The organism is Streptomyces sp. NPDC059832 (genome assembly GCF_042731715.1).
In the GTDB taxonomy this organism is placed as follows: Bacteria; Actinomycetota; Actinomycetes; order Streptomycetales; family Streptomycetaceae; genus Streptomyces.
Genome location: NZ_JBHWIY010000018.1, coordinates 82,882 through 100,928, shown reverse-complemented (window position 1 = coordinate 100,928; position 18,047 = coordinate 82,882). Strand labels below are relative to the sequence as shown.

Sequence of the window (18,047 nt, the reverse complement as noted above, 5' to 3'; positions counted from 1 at the left end):
TCCACCGGGCTCAGAGCCCGGTGACCTTGGCACTTGCCGACAGTTCGTAGACCAGGGTGACCGTACGGCGGCCGCCGGGCGGGAGGGCGACGTCCCAGCGGGCGATCCCCTCGGCGTCGACCGCGTCGGGTGCCGGGAAACACGCATCCTTGCGCAGGCGGGTCTCCACCGCAGAGACCTCGGAGACCGGGATCCGCTCCCGAAGGACGACCACCCGCTCGCCGAGTTCCCCGGGGGCGGAGAACCGGGACAGGTGCAGCCGGACCGTGCGGGTGACCACGGTCCGCTGGGTGAGGGCGGCGGAGTCGCGGGACTCCTCGGCCTGCCGGATCACCCTGTAGTCGTCGCAGCTGCCGAAAGCCAGCTCGACGGGGGCACCGGGGGCGGTGAAGTCCAGGGTGCCGCGGCCACTGAAACCGCTGCCGCGGACCAGGTCCACGGGCCCGGCGAGCAGCGCGTGGCCGGAGAGATTGCCGAACCGCACCACCTGGGTGACCAGCGGGGACAACTCCGGTGAGCAGGCGTACTCACTGGGCGCGGCCGTGGTGAATGCGGAGAGCGGCACCCGGTGGGCGCGGCCGTCACCGGGCACCGAGACCGGCGCGGGGGATCTCAACACCCGCGCCTCGCCGCCGTCGTCCACCCCCGGCAGGCCGAGCACCGGAGCCGGCCCGAGGGTCCCGATCTCCTCCTCGCGCAGCTCGACGTCGACGGCGCGGCGCTCCGCAGCGGAGCGGTCCATGAGCGTCAGCCGGTCCTCGCTCAGCAGTGGCGGATCGGTGGCCAGTGCCGAGCGGGCCGTCGACAGTGTCAGCCGTACGTCCGACCAGTCCTCACCGGTGCGCTGCCAGACCATCGCGTCGGTCTCCAGCGTCAGGGAGTCCCCGTCGAGCACGGCCCGGTAGGCGGGCCGCCACAGCGCACAAGGGGTGAGGTGGCTCAGGCGCAGCCCGACCGGCCCGGCGGCCGAGGCCTCCACGGTCAATTCGATATGGCCGACCAGCTCGGCGGGCTCGTCCTCGGAGAGCTGCACGGCCCGCTCGGCTTCCCCGAGTTCGACAGCGAGGGCGGCCAGCCGGGCCTCCACGGTGCGGAGTTGCTCACCGTGCGCGTCGCGCTCCTCGTCCACCCGGTCCAGTTCCCGGGCCCAGCGGGACCGCTCGGTCTCCCCGGAGCCGGCGCCCTCGCCGATCTCCCGCAGCAGATCGGCGGCGAGGCGGCCGAGCAGGTCGAGGCGGGCATGCAGCCGGTCGCGGCTCCGGCCCAGGGTCAGTTGCTCCTCTTCGAGGAGGTGTACGCGGTGGCGCAGGGCGGAGTCGCCGTCGTTGGGCGGCAGCGGCCCGCGCGGCGTCCAGCTGCGGACGATCCGCACGTCGAGCACGCTCGCGGGGTGATCGGCGGTCAGCTCGGCATGGAGGGTCCGGTCGACGGCCAGCGCGCTGACCGGCCCGAGACGCAGCCGCTGGACCCCGGCCTCCAGATCGAGCAGGGCGGCTCGCTCGATGTGGGCGCGGTCCTCCAGGCACGTGACGGCGGTGACGGGGAGGGCGATCGGCTTCGGGGCCGTGGACATGGGGTGTCAGCTCCTGCGGTTGCCGCCGACCAGGGCCTTGCCGGTCGGGATGCGGATCTCGTAGCCGCCGTCCAGGGCGGCAGTGGCGCCTGCGGGCAGGTCCAGTCGCCAGAGGCGGGTGCCCGGCGCATGCCGATCGGGCCCCGTGCCCTCCTCGGGTGCCGTCCAGTCGGCCCGTTCCTCGATCCGGGCGTCCGGTTCGAAGGTGACCGGCACCCTCTCGCGGACTTCCACGGTGACGGGCCTCGCGAGCCCGTTGGCCAGCTCCACGTGGACGCGGTGGTCGAGCACGGTGGTGTTGCCGCGCAGGCCCGAGGTCGACTCGTGCAGGTTCGTACGGCGGGTGACCCGGATGCCCTCGGCCGGCCCGAGCCCCACCCGGCGGACACCGCCGGGGGCAAGCGTGGGCAGCGCGGCGGTCAGCAGGAAGTCGTCATCGACGGTGACCTCCACCGGACCAGCCAGCAGTGCCTGGTCGGTGGCGTTGGAGAGCACCAACGTCGCGTACACCGTCTGCTCCACGGACGGTACGCAGAGGTACTCGGTACGCAGGCCGACCGGGATCTCGCCGACGGTGACGGTGTGCCAGGTGCCGTCCGACGGAATGTCGGCGCGGGCGGTGGCATCGAAGCGGTGGTCGAAGGAACCCGCCGACTCGCGGGGCCGCACGGCCTGTCCGGGCAGCGGCAGCGCGGCCACCGCTTCGGCGCGGCGGCGGTACTCGACCGCCACCGGGTCGAAGGGGGAGCCGGGAAACAGCCGGCCTCGGCGACCGCCCTGCTCGTCGGGGCCGCACAGGACAAGGGCGGCGTAGTCGAGCTCGGTGCCGCTCGGCTGCGGCGGACCGGCCACCGGCGCCGGCGGGGGTGGCGGCACAGCCCGGCCGGGAGCCGCGGGCGCCATGGGGGCGGGGGCCGCCGCGAACGGCAGGCCCCGGGTACGCGGGCCCTGGCCCGGTCGCGGACCGCCCGGCTGCGCGAGGGCGGGCATCCCGCCGCCGAAGGCCTCCGGGGGAGCGCCGTAACCGCCGCCGGGCGCCGGGGCCGCGGCCGGCGGGCCGCCGTAGCCCTGCGGTGCAGGTGGCGGGGGCGGCGGCGGTGGCGGAACGGGATCGGACGCGTAGCCGCCCGCGGAACCCGTGGCCCCCGGCCCGGCCACGGCAGCCGCGGGCAGGGCGGTCGGGGCCGGGCCAGGGCCCGCGGCGTCGTACCCGGAGAACAGGTCGACGAGCCCGGCCGGGGGCTCGCGCCAGCCGGAAGGCGCGGGGGCGGGCTGACTGCGTCCGATCCGGATCGAGCGGAGCCTCGGCAGGTCGGTGCGGCGCCGGAGGTCGGCGGTGGCCAGGGCGATGCGTACGCCGGTCCAGTCCTCGCCGGTCCGCTGGGCGACCGAGGCGCGCAGCACCAGACGGCCGCCGCCGTCGCCCTGACGGTGGGTCAGGCGATAGGCCGGCACCCAGACGGCGCCCGGAACCCCGTACTCCAGCTCCACCTCCACCTCCGCGTCACCGGAGCCGTCGAGGGCCAGGACCGCGCAGACCGTGGTCTCCAGGTGCGCTGACGGTGCGTCGGTGGAGGCGCGGGCGAGCCTGTCGGCGGCGACGGTGAACTCGTGCTCGACGTTGCGCAGCGCCTCCTCCAGCTCGACGAGGCGGTTGTGCAGTTTCGCCAGCCGCTCGTCGACGAAGTCGGCGAGCTCCAGCCACGCGTCGACCGGGGTACGGCGGTGCGGGTCCTCGCGTCTGCGGGGAGGCGGGACCGGGTGGAGGGCCTTGATCTCCTCGATCAGGCCCAGCTGCCGGTCCCGGCGTCCCTGCGCCGCCGCGTGCTCGTCGCCCAGCCGCTCGACCTCGCGCCGCAACTCGTCGGGCGTGCCCGTGCCGAGCGGCTCGGCCTCGACTTCCACCCGGGCCTCGGTGACGCGCACCCCCGGGGTGCCCAGGACACGGGCCCTCAACGAGCCCGGGTCCAGCGAGCGCGGCAATCCCGTCACCCGCACCCGGCCGTCGGACGCCACGCTGCCCCGGGCCAGACGCTGGCAGACCGCGCCCTGCGCGTACACCACGACCGAATCGAGGGTCGACCCCCACCTCCGTGCCGACTCAGCCGTCATGTGCTCCGCCCCCCGTCGCGTACATGCTGGGCGAAGCTTACGCCCGGCCGGTCCGTGCGTCCGCGTCGAATCAGGCAGCCGGTATCTCCGTCACCGCGGAGGCGTCCTTCGTGTACGGCTGCTTCAGCGGATCGCGCGGCGTCCACCGGGCTGGAACAGCGGGTGAGCGAGCGCTTCGGACAGGAACGTTCCCCGGTGAGTGCTGACCTGGTCCCGGTGCGTCACCTGCGATGTGCGCAGGCCGTGCCGCTCGGCCGCCTTGTCGGCATGGGCTCCACTTCCGGGAGCAGCCGCAGGAGCTGCTCGACCAGCTCCTCGGAGGGCATTCCTTGCATGTCCGTACTCTTCCTGCCGCCGACAGCCCCAGCGCTCTGACGAAACACAGCGAACGGCATCTGTCGCGCCGAGGTGTGGTTGGCTACGCCGTATGGGTCTCACGCGAGTTCTCCCCGGGTGCACACCTGCGGGGGCGGCGAGCTGTTGCGGCGAGGATGCCGGGCGGTGTCCCGCTGTCCGACCGGGGGGTGAGGCATGAGTGTCCGTGGTGCGTGGTCGGAGTCCGGCTCCGTCCCGGCGGCGAAGGCGGTGCCCCCCTTGGACCCCGAGCTGAGCCTTGCGCTGGCCACCTTGGGCAAGGAGGCCGGGGAGCCGCTCACCCCGGGCAATCTGGAGGCCCGACAGGAACGGGATGCCGCGACCCGGCCCAGGCCGACGGCCGAGGAGCTTCGCGCCGACGGCCGTTTCGAGGTGGCGGAGCTCCGGGTGCCGGGGCCGCCGGACGGGCCGGACGTCACGCTCGTCAGCGCACGGCCGTCCGGGCTCGTCGGGCCGCTGCCGCTGCTGTACTACATGCACGGGGGCGCGATGGTCATGGGCAACGCGTGGTCCGTGCTTCCGCGGATTCTTCGCGAGTGGGCCCTCCCGCTGGGACTGGCCGTCATCTCCGTCGAGTACCGGTTGGCGCCGCGGGCGCAGTACCCGGAACCTCTGGAGGACTGCTACGCCGGACTCGTCTGGGCGGCCGGGCACGCGGCCGAACTGGACATCGACGCGGACCGCATCGTCATCGGAGGGAAGAGCGCCGGCGGCGGGCTCGCCGCGGCCCTGGCCCTGCTGGCCCGTGACCGCGGCGGCCCCCGGGCACTGGGGCAACTGCTGCTGTGCCCGATGCTCGACGACCGCGGCAGCACCTTCTCCAGTCATCAGATGACGGGCCTCGGCGGGTGGGACCTCACTTCCGGCGCGACCGTGTGGAAGGCGCTGCTGGGCGACCGCCACGGTGCCGAGGACCTGCCGCCCTACGCGGCCCCCTCCCGCGCCACGGACCTGTCCGGACTTCCCCCGGCCTATGTCGAGGTCGGATCGGCCGAGATGTTCCGGGACGAGGACGTGGCCTACGCGAACGCGATCTGGCAGGCCGGCGGCCAGGCCGAACTGCATGTGTGGCCCGGTGCCTCCCACGGCTTCGACGGCCTGGCACCCCGGGCGGCCCTCAGCCGGGACGCACGCGACGCCCGTTCCCGCTGGCTCCGGCGCCTCCTCGCGCAGTCCGGCACGGGGAACCGGCCCGGCGCAGGGGCCGGCGGACGGCAGACGTAGAGGATCGCTCCCGCCCCGGCGCGACGATGCCCGATTCGTCCGTCGACCCTACGGTGGAGGCATGGCGGTGATCAACGGTTGGCGGCCGGGAACAGAGGCCCGGCTCCGCGCGGTGGACGCGGGGGGCGCGGCCGTGCTGTTCGTGCTGTCGGTCGTGGCCGCCTCGCTCGATCCGCACAAGCACCAGTTCCTGTTGCGCTGGCCCGCGGTGCTGGTGGCGGCCGTCGGCTGCTGCGCACTGCTGCGGCGGCGTCGCCACCCGTTCGGCGTACTGGCCGTCACCATTGGCTGCGGGGTGACCTTTCAGCTGCTCGGAGTTCGGGACAGCCCGCTGGTGGTGAGCCCGGTTCTGGTGGCCGTCTACACCGTGGCCGTGGGTACCGACCGGCGTACCGCCTGGACCTCGGCAGCTGTCTCGGCCGGCGTCCTGGTGAGCACCGCCGCGATGTTCACCCCGCAGTCGTTGCTGGCACCGGACACGGTCGCGATGCTGGCCTGGACGGCCCTGCCGGCCGCGGTCGGGGACGGGGTGCGCTCACGCCGTGCCTATGTGGTGGCCGTGGAGGAACGGGCGGAGCACGCGGAGCGCACCCGCGAGCAGGAGGCGCGGCAGCGAGTGGCGGCCGAACGGGTCCGGATCGCGCGCGAACTGCACGACATCGTCGCGCATCACATCGCCTTGATCAACGCGCAGGCGGGCGTGGCCGTCCATCTGGTGGACCAACGGCCGGAACAGATCCTCACCGCGCTGGAGGACATCCGGGACACCAGCCGCTCCGCGCTGGACGAACTGCGGGTGACCGTGGGCCTGCTCCGGCAGTCCGACGACCCGGTGGCGCCGCGTGATCCGATGCCGGGCCTGGCGCAGGTGCCGGCCCTGCTGGCGTCGTTCGAACGCGCCGGACTGGCCGTGAGCCACTCCCGGTGCGGCGACACCGAACCACTGGATCCGGCGGTCGACCTGGCCGCGTACCGCATCGTGCAGGAGTCCCTGACCAATGTGCGCAAACACGCCGGAGCCGATCACGCCCGGCTGTGCCTCCACTACCACCGGGAGCGGCTTACGATCACCGTCGAGGACGACGGGTCCGCCGGACCGCGCCGTTCTCACCCGGGGGCCGGTCACGGGCTGATCGGCATGCGTGAGCGGGCTGCCACGATCGGGGGCAGGCTGCACGCCGGACCACGCCCCGAGGGCGGATTCACCGTGACGGCAGAACTGCCGCTGCGCCCCGGCCCGGCACGGGATCGGAGAGACGGGCATGACGATTCGCGTACTCCTTGCCGATGACCAGGCCCTGCTGCGGGGCACCTTCAGAATGCTGTTCGACGCCACGGACGACATGGAGACCGTTGCCGAGGCCTCCAACGGGCGCGAGGCGGTCGAGCTGGCCGGCACACAGCATCCGGATGTGGTCCTGATGGACATCCGTATGCCGGAGGTGGACGGCCTGGAGGCGACCCGGCTCATCAGCGAGTCCGAGGACCTCGCAGGCGTGAAGGTGCTCATCCTGACCACTTTCGAGGACGACGAGCACGTCGCCGAGGCGCTGCGTGCGGGCGCGAGCGGCTTTCTCGGCAAGGGTGCGCGACCCGAGGAGCTTCTCGATGCCGTGCGCACGGTCGCGGGCGGCGAGGCGCTGCTGTCCCCGACGGCGACGCGGGCGTTGATCACCCGGTTCCTGGCCCAGCCGGATCCCTGCCCGGTGGCCGTGCACGAGCGGCTGGAGTGCTTGACGCCGAGGGAGCGCGACGTCACGGCCCTTGCCGCCCTGGGCCTGTCCAATGATGAGATCGCCGATCGCCTGTTCGTCAGCCCGCTGACCGCCAAGACCCACGTCAACCGGGCGATGACCAAGCTGGCGGCGCGTGACCGTGCCCAGCTCGTGGTCGTCGCCTATCAGTGCGGGCTGGTCAGTCCGGCGGCCGAGCCGGATGGCCCGGAAGCGCCCGCGTAGCCGTCGGCACGGCGTTCCGCGGTCGGCCCCGGCAGTAGTCCGGCGTACCGGATACCGCAGTCGTGGTAGGCGGGAATCACTGTGTGGGGACGATGTGCCGGGGGCCCTCGCCGGGCGATGGTGGAACCACGAACGGAGGTTTCGCCATGATCGAAGCCCAGTGCCTGACCAAGACGTCCGGCGAGAAGCCGGTTCCCGCACACCTGACCCTGCTGCGCGACGCCCTCGCCTGCGGGCAGGGCCAGAGCATGAGGGCGGGCGTGGCCACCCGGGCCGAACGCAGCCACGCGTGCTCCCGTCGCAGCGGGTCGGACCGCGCCGCCCCGACGATGCAGATCACACTGGCCCAATGGGTCAGCAGGACCACGTCGTCCATCAAGTGAGCCGTGCCTCGGTGAAGGGACCCGACGAGGCTCCCCGCGGGTCCGGGCCGCCCGCCCATGCCGGCCATGGGCGGGCCGCATCCGGATCAGCCGGCGTCGAGGACGCGCCAGTCGCGCGTACCGATGTCGGCGGGTGTGCCGTCGAGGATCCTGGCGGTGCGCGTCGCCGGTTCGAGGGCGACGGTCGCGAGGCTCGCCCAGCGCTGGCCGAGCGGCTTGTCCGGATCGGGCAGGCAGGTCACCGGCGGTTCGCCGTCGCCTGTCACGAGCTGGTCCGCGAGCTCGTCGAGCGTGGTCGGCGGCTCTGCGCGCGCGAGACGTGCGCGGACGAAGTCGTAGCGCTCGCCCGAGTCGGGCTGGTAGAGCCAGGTCTTCTCGTCCGCGGCGGGAGCCGGCGTCAGGAAGTGGTTGGTGCGCACGAGCGTGTCGTGCTCGGGCTGCATCGAGAACACACCGACCGGGCTCAGATCGAGGAGGACCGCGTCCGTCTCGTCGAAGAGGGCGAACGAACCGGACGAAGCGAGGGGCACGCCGCGGACGATCTCGACGGCCTCGGCGACGCTGCCCGCCTCTTCGAGGACGATCGCCGCGAGCACATGCACGGGGATGCCGCCGACACCGTCGCGGACGTGCCCGAGGATGTTGAAGTGCAGGGCGAGTCCGGCACTGTTGACGCCGATCTTGCCGAGGATGCCGTCCTCGGTGATGCCGACGAAGTCGTGCCGGCCGCCACGCACCTCCGACGTGTGCCACCGGGCGCTGAGCTCGACGTGCCAGTCCCAGGTCTGGACGCCGAAGGTGCGTGGCGCCGAACCGCCGGCGCCGGTGACGCGGCGCACGATCGTGGTGCATTCGCCGGGCGGCACGGTGGCGCTGCGCGCCAGGATCTCGGTGCGCGCGTTGAGGGCGCCGATGCGCCACGGCTCGGTGCCGGAACCGTGGGCGATGCCCTCGATCTCGGCGCGCGCTCCCGGGCGGAACCGCCCGATGGCGTCGAGGGCGCGCTCGGCGTCCTCGCGTACCCGGGCGGGGGAGATGGAGCCGAGGGCGAAGAGCCGGTCGTACGCGTCGATCGTGGCGGGGATGCCGTCGCGCAGTTGCTCGCCGCGGGCGATGCCGCGGGCGTGCGGGTCGGTGCCGGCGGCCTTGACGTGGCGGCGGTGTTCGGGACGGGGGATCGACGGCGTGGTCACGAGCGTCCTTTCGCGGTGTTCGTATGGAGCTGTACGGCGCCGCCGACGACGGTCGCGAGTACGGCGTTGCCGGGCTGTGCTTCGGGGTCGAGGTCGAGCGGGTTGGCCGCGAACACGGTGAGGTCGGCGAGGCAACCGGGCGCGATCCGTCCGAGTTCGGCGGACGCCCCGGCGGCGTACGCGGCTGCGGCGGTCATGCCGGTGTACGCCTCGCGCGCGGAGACCGCCTGGCCGGGCTGCACGGGCGCCGCGTGGGACTCCTCGACCGGGCGGCGCAACTGGCAGTCGGCCAGGCCGATGCGGGGATCGCCGGGGCCGATGGGCCAGTCGGAGCCGAGCGCCACGACGGCGCCGTGGTCCAGGAGGTCGCGGGTACGCCAGCCGTGGGCGACGCGGTCGGGCCCGATGCGCCGCGACCAGTTGTCGGTGCCGTCGGCGCGCGTGTGCCGGGTCGCGTGCGCGGGCTGGAGGCTTGCCACGACGTCGAGTTCGGCGAACCTGCCCAACAGGTCGTCCGGGATGGATTCGATGTGCTCGATGCGGTGCGGGGCACGGGCGGCCGGGCCGGCCTCCTCGATGACGTCGAGGGCGAACCGGACGGCCCGGTCGCCGATCGCGTGGGTGGCGGTCGGGATGCCGCGCTCCGCGAAGAAGCGCATCGCGGCGCGGTACGCCTCGATGTCGCGCCAGAGCGGCTCGCGGTTCTCGCCGTGGATGTCCGGGCGGTCGAACCACGCCGTGCCGTTGTCCGCCGTGCCGTCGAGCATGAACTTCGCACCCTCGACGTGCCAGCGCCGCCCGCGCCGGCCCTGGAGATCGGCGACGTGCTGCCAGGTCTCCGGCGGGGAGTCGGCCGGCACCAGCGGCGAGCAGCGGATGCGCAGCGGCAGGTCCCCGTGTTCCTCGATGTGCCGGTACACCTCTTCGGAGGGGTCGGAGAAGTCGAGCGCGTGCAGGCCGGTGAGTCCGCCGCGCGCGAGCTGTTCGAGCTGGTGGCGTACGTACTTGGCGGCCGTGTCCACGGACACTTCGGGATAGTGGTCGAACACCAGGTCCATCGCCTGGAGTTCGACCACGAAGCCGGTCGGTCGGCCGTCCGCGCCGACCTCGATCGACGAGGCGTCGGTGAACGTCTCCTGGCCGGTCAGACCGACGAGTTCCACGCCCCGGGGGCTCACGACGAGAGCGTGCGCGTCGCGGGTCATCAGCGAGATCGGCCTGCCGGGGAAGCGCTCGGCGAACACGGTGCCGGCCGGGTCGCCGTCGAAGACGTTCACATCGAGGTCGAATCCGGTGATCCACTCGTCCGTCGCCCGTGCGTCCGCCACCTCGGCCAGACAGCTGAACACCTGCTCCAGGGTCGACGCGCCGGACAGGTCCACGCCGCTGCCGATCGAGATCGACCCCCACACGGGGTGGGCGTGGACATCGGTGAGACCGGGCAGGACCGTGGCGCCCGGGAACTCGTGGACGGCCGTGCCGGGGCCCCGCAGCGGTTCGAGGTCCGACGCGTCGCCGACGGCGATGACGCGGCCGCCGGTGATCGCGACCGCGTTCCCGTCGGGGGCGACGGCCTTTCCGGCCAGATGTTCGATGTGGTGGGCGAGCACTATGACGTCGGCTTGCACAGGATTTCCTTCTGGTCTTGCGGAGTTCGGTGTCTTGCCGCGTTCGATGCGCGGATCGATGTACGGGGCGGTTCCTTCGCGCGCACGGCACGTGGCACGACGCCGTGCGCGCAGGATCGCCCGAAGGGCACGCGTCAGTCGCGCGGGATGCTCCGAAGGGCGCGGGTCATCGCCCAGTAGACGGCGGCGGCGGCGGTCATGCCGGACGGAATCGCCATGTCGATGTCGTCCAGGGCCTTGGCGATCGGGCCGACCCAGAAGCTGGTGTTCACCCACAGCGCGGAGGTGAGGCCGCCGACGACGACGGCGAGGAATCCGGCCCAGTGGACGCCGCGGTGGTACCAGAACGGGCCGCCGCGCCGCTGTTCGAGGAGGTCGGGCCCGTTGTAGCGGTTGCGCCGCAGGATCAGGTCGGTCACGGCCACCGCCATGGCCGGGCCGGTCACGACGACCACGAGCTGGAGCATGGTGTTGACGCTGGTCAGGAAGTCGAAGACGAGGATCGCGTACAGCGTCATGATCGTGCCCAGCACCCCGATGATCAGGACGGCAGGGATGCGCGCGAGACGGACGCCGACCGACTGGATGGACAGGCTGGCGCTGTAGGCCGTCATACCGTTGTTCGTCATGGTGTTGACGACGACCGCGATGACGAAGACCGGGATGAACCAGCCCGGCAGGATGCTCTCCAGCGCGGCCTCCGGGTCGCTCATGTCGAGGCTGGTGGCCGCGAGCGCGCCGACCATGGTGAAGACGGTGCTCGGCAGGTACGCACCGAGCGCCGTCCACCCCGCGATGGCGACCGGGCTGCTGTCGCGGGGCAGGTAGCGGGCGAGGTCCGGGCTGTTGCTGTACGAGAGCGGAGTGGAGGCGATGATGGTGAATCCCGTGCCGAGCGCCACGGCGAGCGCGGTCCCCCTGAGCGGTTCGGCCGGGGCGTAGGACCAGTCGGTTCCGGCGAGCACGTATGCCGTGACGACGATGAACACCACGGTCAGGAGAACGCTGAGGGCGGTGTAGAGGCGGACGATCGTCGCGTATCCGAAGATCGCGATCAGCAGCGTTCCTCCGGCGATGAGGCAGATGACGGCCGCGTCGACAGCCGAGTTGTCCGGCAGGCCGAACCGGCCCGCCAGACCGATTCCGGCGACCGAGGCGGCCGACCAGTTCAGGGCGAGGTAGGCGGCGGCTATGAGCCAGCCGGTCAGGACGAGCACGATCTTGTTGCCCACGACGCCGTACATCGCGCGCGAGATGACCGACCCGCTCGTGCCGGCGACCGGACCGCTCGCGGCGACGACGCCCGTACAGATCCACAGCAGGTTCCCGGCGAGGATCACGCCGAGGGCCTGCGGGAGCGTGAGGCCCATGAGGATCAGCGTGGCGCCGACGACGAAGCTCAGATAGCTCACGTTCGGCGCCGCCCAGACCGCGAACAGCTGACGCGGCCGCCCGCCGCGCTCGTTGGCCGGGACCAGGCCGATCCCCCTTGTCTCCACATGCCCCGTGCGCTCGGGGCCGTGTTCGTCGAGGGGGCTCGCGGAGGAGCCGGGGTTCGTCGTCGTCATCGGGGCCTCTCGGGTCCGCCGGCCGCTGGGCCCCTATTGGGCAAATGGCCAACTGCGTGTTGGGCACACATCCAATAGCGTGTCCCCCATGACGTCAAGACCTCAGCCGACACGGACCCGGAAGCTGCCCGGCGAGCGCCGCGCGGAAATCGTGCAGACCGCAGCGGGCGTCGCCCTGGAGGAGGGGCTGGAACGCATCACGCTCCGACGTGTCGCCGACGAACTGGGCGTCCGCCCCGGGCTCATCGGCCACTACTTCCCGGCCGCTGACAACCTCGTGAGCGAGGCGTTCTCCCACGCCGCGACGGAGGAACGCGAATCGCTCCTGCCCCGCGAGGAGCAGGTGCTTCCCGCGGACGTGCGGCTCGGGCGCTTCCTCGTGCGTCTCGGCGACGGCGAGTACCAAGACCTCAGCCGGCTGTGGCTCAACGCGCGGCACCTCAGCAGGTTCAAGCCGGGGCTGCGCGCGGCGGTGCGCACGCAGGAGTCCGTGACGCGCACCGCCCTCGCGGATCTCATCGAGGAAGGGCGCTGCGCCGGGGCCTTCACGACCGACGACTCGCTCGGAGCGGCCCTGCACATCCTGGTCACCGTCGACGGCCTCGGCGCGTACGCCAACGACGACACGCAGGTGGACCACCCGGTGCTGGAGGACATGGCCATCGCCACGGCCGAACGTCTGCTCGGCCTCGCCCGAGGTACCCTCCGTGACCGGGCCTGACACACCCGGACCCGGCGGGCCCGGCCATCGTCCCCGGCACGAGGTGCCGATCCGGAGGCATCAGACCCTCCCGGACGGTGACGAGGAGCGGGACGGTGCGTGCCGAGCACGGGCCTGCCGCCGGCGCGGAACGCTTCGGCGTCCGAGCGGAAGCCCGGATCGACGGCCCACCTCGGAGCGGAAACGGGTGGTATACACCGTATATGCCTCGATTCGCAGTCCACTCCCCGTGGTGACCGGGAGCGGTTGGCGGCGTTCGGCGGCCCATCTGGGGCGTGCGCTCTCCCCGTGTGGCGCGCTCGCCCTGCACAGCGTGGACGGTGCCTTCTCCTTCGCCCTGCGTGCCGCGCTGGCCATGGCGCTGCCGGCACTGCCGATGGCACTGGCCGGGCGGGCCGATCAGGCCGTGTACGCCATGCTCGGATCCTTCACCACCACGTTCGGCCGCAACCTGCCCTACGCACGTCGGGCCCGCGTCCTCGCGCTGGTCGCGGTGGCCATGTCCGCGGGTGTGGGCTGCGGTTCGGCGCTTGCCGCGTGGGCCCATCCGCGGGACGGCGGGGCGGGCGCCGCCGTGGTGGTCGCGGCGATGGCCGTGGTGGCCGGTGCCGCGAAGCTCGCCTGCGACGCGGCACGCCTGAGCGGGCTCGGCGCCGTGCTGCTGCTCTTCTCCTTCGCCGTGGCGGCCAACGGTTCACCGGCCCCCGCCGACCTCCTTCCCCGGACCGCCCTGGCCGCATCGGGCGCGGCCGTCGCCTGGGTACTGGCCGTGTCGGGCTGGTTCGTGCACCCGGACCGTCCGCAGCGTCTCGCCGTCGCCGCGGCGCTCCGCGAGGTCGCGGAACTGCTGGAGGCAGCCGGCGCGGGGAACGGACGCGGTCCTGCCAGGCACCGGGCGACCGCCGCCGTTCTGCAGGCGTACCGGACCCTCGGCGTGCTGCCACCGACAGCCGCCGAGCCGGGCGACCGGGGCGGCACATGCGTGTACCTGACCGACCTTGCCTGGTCGCTGCTCATCGGTTCCGCCCGCCGGCCACCGGACGCTCCCGCCGGCCGGGCGCGGCACCTGCGCCGCCAGGCCCGTCTGCTGGTGAGCCGCCGCCTCCGGGACCCGCGGCTGCTGCCCGAACTGTCGCCCCCGTCCGTGGCCGCCCGGAGCGGCGTGGTCCCCGGGGCCGGCCCCGAGCCGGACCGGACCGGTCCGGCCACCCGGCGCGCCGCCGAGGTGCGCGCCGCGGAGCTGGTGACGGGGCGGCTCCACGGCAGCCGCGGCCACCCGTCGGTGCTGCTCGTTCCCGCCCTGCGGATGACCCTCGGCACCGCGCTGGCAGGATGGACGGCCCTCCTGCTGGGCCTCGGCCACGGATACTGGGCGGCGATCTCCGCCGCCGCGGTGCTGCACTCCGTCAACGTCCGTACGGCGGCCCAGCGGGCGGTGCAGCGCACTCTGGGCACGGTGGCCGGACTGGTGCCGGCTCTCGGCGTGCTGGCCGTACACCCCGATCCCCTGGTGCTCGTCCTCGTGATCGTGTTGCTGGAGTTCCTGCTGGAGTACGTCGTGGCCCGCAACTACGGCCTCGGCGTCGTCTTCCTCACCCCGCTGGCGCTGCTGCTGACCGACCTGGCCGCTCCCTCGCCCGCCGGGGCCCTCGTCCTGGACCGGGCGCTGGGCAGTGTCGTCGGGATCGTCATCGCGCTGGGCTGTGCGCTCGTGGTGGTGCATGACCGCGCGGCGGTCCGGGCGGAACGCGCGCTGGCCGCGTGCACGGAGGCGGCCGAGCACGCGGAGCACGCGTTGGACCACGGTCCGGAGCCGTCGTTCCCCGTCGTCCAGACGCATCTGGCGGCAGCCGTGGTGGAGTTGCGTGAGGCCGACGACGCCGCGGCGGGCGAGCTCTGGCCCGCGGAGATCGATCCCGCCGAACTCGCCGCCGCGGAGCAGCGGGCCCACCTTCTCCTGGAGCGGTTCGCCCGGTGACGGTGACCGCGATCGTGCCGCCGTGCGCGGCGCCGCCCGTCCGGACGCCGCTCAGGCCGCGGGGTCGATGGTGACCTTTACGTGCTTCATGATCGGCTGGTCGCTCTGGGTGCTGTAGTCGCCGAGCGCGCAGAGCACGTTCATCTCCGGCATGTACCCGGCCGCACAGCCGCGGGGGATGTCGTAGGGGATCGCGAGATAGCCGTTGAGGGACCGTCGGCTGCCGTCCTTGGCGGTGCTCGTGATGTCGACGGGGCCGAGGTCGGCGATACCGCGTTCACGCATGTCGGCCCGGTTCATGAAGACGAGGGCGCGCAGGTTCTTGATGCCGCGGTAGCGGTCGTTGTCGGAGTAGATGGTGGTGTTCCACTGGTCGTGGGACCGCATGGTGCCCAGCGCCAGGGTGCCGGGGGCGGGGACGACGTCGGGCAGCACGGCGGTGGAGAACTCGGCGCGCCCCGACGGGGTGAGAAAGACCAGTTCACGGGCGGGCTGCTTGATGCGGAAGCCCAGCGGCAGCCGCACCCGGCGGTTGAAGTCCTCGAAACCGTCGAGGACCCGGGCCATGGTGTCGCGGATCCGGTCGTAGTCCTCGATGTACCACTGCCAGGGCGTGTTGCTGTCGGGCAGGGCGGCGCGGGCCATGCCGGCGACGATGGCCGGCTCGGACAGCAGGTGCGAGGAGGCGGGGCGCTTCATGCCGACGGACAGATGGACCATGCTCATCGAGTCCTCGACGGAGGTGCTCTGGACGCCCTTGCGCTGATGGTCCTTCTCGGTACGGCCGAGGCACGGCAGGATGAGGGCCCGGCGGCCGTGGACGAGATGGCTCCGGTTGAGCTTGGTGCTCACCTGGACGGTGAGTTCACAGCTGCGCAGCGCCGCGTAGGTGGCCGGGGTGTCGGGCGCCGCGAGGGCGAAGTTGCCGCCCATGCCGACGAACACCTTCACGTCGCCGCGTTGCATCGCCCTGATCGTGCTGACGGTGTCCAGGCCGTGCTCGCGGGGCGGCTGGATCTCGCAGACCTCGGCGAGGCGGTCCAGGAACGCGTCGCCGGGGCGGTGATCGATGCCGCAGGTGCGGTTGCCCTGGACGTTGCTGTGTCCCCGCACGGGGGAGGGGCCCGCCCCTTCCCGGCCCAGATTGCCGCGGAGCAGAAGCAGGTTGACGATCTCCCGTACGGTGTCGACGCCGTGTTCGTGCTGGGTGAGCCCCAGGCACCAGCTGACGATGGAGCGGTCGGCTTCGCCGTACACACGCGCCGCCTTGAGAATGTCGGCGCGGCTCAGCCCGGACTGGGTCTCGATCTCCTCCCACGCCGTGGCCTCGCACAGCGCGCGGTACTCCTCGAAGCCCGCGGTATGGCGGTCGATGAACTCCCGGTCCAGCGCCCTGGGATCGGATTCGGACTGCTCCAGGATCGCCTTGGCCATGCCGCGCAGCAGTGCCATGTCGCCGCCGATGCGCGGTTGCAGGTTGAGGGTGCTGGTCCGGGTCGTCTTGAACAGGGCCATGTCCATGAAGTCGTGGGGGACGATGGTGCGGGTGGCCGCTGCCTCGACGAGCGGGTTGATGTGCACGATCTGGGCGCCGCGGTGGTACGCCTCGGCGAGCGCGGTGAGCATCCGGGGCGCGTTGGAAGCGGCGTTGACCCCCAGGATGAACAGCGCGTCGGCGGACTCCCAGTCCTTGAGGTCGACGGTCCCCTTGTCGGTGCCCAGGGATGCCTGGAGGGCGCGACCGCTGGCCTCGTGACACATGTTGGAGCAGTCCGGCAGGTTGTTCGTGCCCAGTTCGCGGGCCATCAACTGGTAGAGGAAGGTGGCCTCGTTGCCGAGCCGGCCGGAGGTGTAGAACGACGCCTGATCGGGGTCGTCGAGCTCGCGCAGAGCGCGGCCGACCACCTCGAACGCGTCCTTCCAGCTGATCGGGACATAGTGGTCCGACTCGGGGTCGTAGACCATCGGTTCGGTCAGCCGGCCCTGGTTCTCCAGGTCGTAGTCGCTCCACCCGGACAGCTCGGTCACCGAGTGGGCGGCGAAGAACTCGCGCCCGACCCGCTTGCGGGTCATCTCCCAGGTGACGTGCTTGATCCCGTTCTCGCAGATGTCCAGGTGCAGGCCCTTGGTGTCGTCCGGCCACGCGCATCCGGGGCAGTCGAACCCGCTGTTCTCGTGGTTCATCCGCATGATGGCCCGCGGACCGTCGACCAGAGCGCCCTCGCGCACCAGGAAACGGCTCACACTCTTCGCCGCGCCCCAGCCCGCGGCGGGGTGATGGTAGGGACGGTACTCCGGATCGCCCTCGGGGCCGGGACCGACCGCGGGTTCCAGGGGCTGCTGCTCGTCATGGTCGGTGCTCAAGGACTTCAACCCTTCCGCCATCGGGGCGCGAGGTGAAAACGATCCCGAGGTGAAAACGATCCCGAGGTGAGAAATGATCCTTTTGGGCAGGCTATGCATGCGGATCCACCCGCGCCACCCGGCTTCCACCGGTGCGGTACGCGGAGCACGGCCCCCCGGGGAGCCCCGCGCGGGGCGCGCCCGCCGCCCGCACCGGGCTGCATCCCGGGGCGGGCGCGGATAGCGTGGGGCGTACTTTTTGTCCGCCCGGTGTCTCATGGGCGGCATCCCGGCCGGGGCACGGTGATCCACCGAGCCATCGAGGTGGTCACCCTTGACGTCCATGAACCGTTGGCCGACGCTCTCCGCCGTGCCCCGACTCGTCGGAGCGGTGATCGCCGGCATGGTGGTCGGCGTGGTCGTCGCCGTGCCGGCCAACGGGCCGTTGGGAATTCTCGCCGGAATCGCCGCTGCGGAGACGCTCTTCGTGCTGACGGGGTGGATCGTGCTGTGGCCCATGGACGCGGCGACCACCCATCGCAACGTCCGGCGCGAGCAGTTCCGGCCCGTCGTCGAAGAACTCGTCGTCGTCGCGGCCTCCCTGTGCGGACTCGTCGGCATCGTGGTGATGCTCCTGGCCGGCCATTCGGACCTGAGCCATGCCGCCGCCGCGACGGCGCTCTGCGGCGTGTTCATGGCCTGGGCGTCGCTCCACCTGATGTACGCCACCCGCTACGCGTACCTCTACTACCTGCCGGCCGAGGGCGGGATCGACTTCAATTCCCCGGACCGGCCGAGGTACGTCGACTTCCTCTACTTCAGTTACAACCTCGGGATGACCTACCAGGTCTCCGACACCGGCGTCTCCAGTTCCACGATCCGCGCGGTCGTCCTCCGGCACTGCCTGCTGTCCTACGTGTTCGGCGCCAGCATCCTGGCCACCACGATCAACCTCGTCGTCGGAATCGTCACCAGCTGATATGGCAGCTGC

The 18,047-nt window shown here is 72.3% G+C and carries 13 protein-coding genes; 7 read left to right on the top strand and 6 right to left on the bottom strand.

Annotated elements, in window-relative coordinates; genetic code table 11:
• Positions 1-10: 10 nt before the first annotated feature.
• Positions 11-1,573, bottom strand: coding sequence for a DUF4139 domain-containing protein (locus tag ACFV8T_RS28270; RefSeq protein ID WP_385332750.1), 1,563 nt, complete (start codon positions 1,571-1,573; stop codon positions 11-13).
• Positions 1,574-1,579: 6 nt separating this feature from the next.
• A complete protein-coding gene (locus ACFV8T_RS28265; RefSeq protein WP_385332747.1) occupies positions 1,580-3,685 on the bottom strand; it encodes a DUF4139 domain-containing protein in 2,106 nt (701 codons plus the stop codon).
• A 531-nt stretch (positions 3,686-4,216) separates the two neighbouring features.
• Between ACFV8T_RS28265 and ACFV8T_RS28260 the strand changes: the two genes are divergently transcribed.
• From ACFV8T_RS28260 to ACFV8T_RS28245, 4 genes are all read left to right on the top strand, one after another.
• On the top strand, positions 4,217-5,284 hold the full coding sequence (locus ACFV8T_RS28260; protein ID WP_385332745.1) for an alpha/beta hydrolase: 1,068 nt from the start codon (positions 4,217-4,219) through the stop codon (positions 5,282-5,284).
• Positions 5,285-5,345: 61 nt separating this feature from the next.
• Positions 5,346-6,575, top strand: coding sequence for a sensor histidine kinase (locus tag ACFV8T_RS28255; RefSeq protein WP_385332743.1), 1,230 nt, complete (start codon positions 5,346-5,348; stop codon positions 6,573-6,575).
• Positions 6,547-7,242 carry a response regulator gene (locus tag ACFV8T_RS28250; RefSeq protein WP_385332740.1) on the top strand — a complete coding sequence of 232 codons (696 nt, stop codon included), beginning with the start codon at positions 6,547-6,549 and terminating at the stop codon, positions 7,240-7,242. The genes ACFV8T_RS28255 and ACFV8T_RS28250 overlap by 29 nt, the downstream gene beginning before the upstream one ends.
• A gap of 146 nt (positions 7,243-7,388) precedes the next feature.
• A complete protein-coding gene (locus ACFV8T_RS28245; protein WP_385332737.1) occupies positions 7,389-7,625 on the top strand; it encodes a hypothetical protein in 237 nt (78 codons plus the stop codon).
• Between the two features lie 86 nt (positions 7,626-7,711).
• Here the strand turns inward: ACFV8T_RS28245 and ACFV8T_RS28240 are convergent, their stop codons facing one another.
• The 3 genes from ACFV8T_RS28240 to ACFV8T_RS28230 all read right to left on the bottom strand — a co-directional run bounded on the left by ACFV8T_RS28240 (position 7,712) and on the right by ACFV8T_RS28230 (position 12,014).
• Entirely contained in the window at positions 7,712-8,818 is a 1,107-nt protein-coding gene (locus tag ACFV8T_RS28240) for a C45 family autoproteolytic acyltransferase/hydolase (RefSeq protein WP_385332734.1), read from the bottom strand.
• A complete protein-coding gene (locus ACFV8T_RS28235) occupies positions 8,815-10,446 on the bottom strand; it encodes an amidohydrolase (RefSeq protein WP_385332731.1) in 1,632 nt (543 codons plus the stop codon). The genes ACFV8T_RS28240 and ACFV8T_RS28235 overlap by 4 nt, the downstream gene beginning before the upstream one ends.
• Before the next feature lie 134 nt (positions 10,447-10,580).
• Positions 10,581-12,014, bottom strand: coding sequence for a purine-cytosine permease family protein (locus ACFV8T_RS28230; protein WP_385332729.1), 1,434 nt, complete (start codon positions 12,012-12,014; stop codon positions 10,581-10,583).
• An 88-nt stretch (positions 12,015-12,102) separates the two neighbouring features.
• Between ACFV8T_RS28230 and ACFV8T_RS28225 the strand changes: the two genes are divergently transcribed.
• On the top strand, positions 12,103-12,735 hold the full coding sequence (locus ACFV8T_RS28225) for a TetR/AcrR family transcriptional regulator (RefSeq protein ID WP_385332726.1): 633 nt from the start codon (positions 12,103-12,105) through the stop codon (positions 12,733-12,735).
• A 232-nt stretch (positions 12,736-12,967) separates the two neighbouring features.
• The gene (locus ACFV8T_RS28220) at positions 12,968-14,713 is read left to right on the top strand and encodes an FUSC family protein (protein ID WP_385332723.1); all 1,746 of its coding nucleotides are present in this window, start codon (positions 12,968-12,970) and stop codon (positions 14,711-14,713) included.
• A 51-nt stretch (positions 14,714-14,764) separates the two neighbouring features.
• Here the strand turns inward: ACFV8T_RS28220 and ACFV8T_RS28215 are convergent, their stop codons facing one another.
• The gene (locus tag ACFV8T_RS28215) at positions 14,765-17,098 is read right to left on the bottom strand and encodes an FdhF/YdeP family oxidoreductase (RefSeq protein ID WP_385332721.1); all 2,334 of its coding nucleotides are present in this window, start codon (positions 17,096-17,098) and stop codon (positions 14,765-14,767) included.
• A gap of 301 nt (positions 17,099-17,399) precedes the next feature.
• Between ACFV8T_RS28215 and ACFV8T_RS28210 the strand changes: the two genes are divergently transcribed.
• Positions 17,400-18,035, top strand: coding sequence for a DUF1345 domain-containing protein (locus ACFV8T_RS28210; RefSeq protein ID WP_385332718.1), 636 nt, complete (start codon positions 17,400-17,402; stop codon positions 18,033-18,035).
• Positions 18,036-18,047 lie beyond the last annotated feature (12 nt).

Excerpts from the sequence above, each read along its gene's own strand:
- ACFV8T_RS28265 (WP_385332747.1), bottom strand. The coding sequence starts at position 3,685 with ATGACGGCTGAGTCGGCACGGAGGTGGGGGTCGACCCTCGATTCGGTC.
- ACFV8T_RS28245 (WP_385332737.1), top strand. The coding sequence starts at position 7,389 with ATGATCGAAGCCCAGTGCCTGACCAAGACGTCCGGCGAGAAGCCGGTT.
- ACFV8T_RS28230 (WP_385332729.1), bottom strand. The coding sequence starts at position 12,014 with ATGACGACGACGAACCCCGGCTCCTCCGCGAGCCCCCTCGACGAACAC.
- ACFV8T_RS28250 (WP_385332740.1), top strand. The coding sequence starts at position 6,547 with ATGACGATTCGCGTACTCCTTGCCGATGACCAGGCCCTGCTGCGGGGC.
- ACFV8T_RS28255 (WP_385332743.1), top strand. The coding sequence starts at position 5,346 with ATGGCGGTGATCAACGGTTGGCGGCCGGGAACAGAGGCCCGGCTCCGC.
- ACFV8T_RS28260 (WP_385332745.1), top strand. The coding sequence starts at position 4,217 with ATGAGTGTCCGTGGTGCGTGGTCGGAGTCCGGCTCCGTCCCGGCGGCG.
- ACFV8T_RS28210 (WP_385332718.1), top strand. The coding sequence starts at position 17,400 with ATGAACCGTTGGCCGACGCTCTCCGCCGTGCCCCGACTCGTCGGAGCG.
- ACFV8T_RS28215 (WP_385332721.1), bottom strand. The coding sequence starts at position 17,098 with ATGGCGGAAGGGTTGAAGTCCTTGAGCACCGACCATGACGAGCAGCAG.
- ACFV8T_RS28225 (WP_385332726.1), top strand. The coding sequence starts at position 12,103 with ATGACGTCAAGACCTCAGCCGACACGGACCCGGAAGCTGCCCGGCGAG.
- ACFV8T_RS28270 (WP_385332750.1), bottom strand. The coding sequence starts at position 1,573 with ATGTCCACGGCCCCGAAGCCGATCGCCCTCCCCGTCACCGCCGTCACG.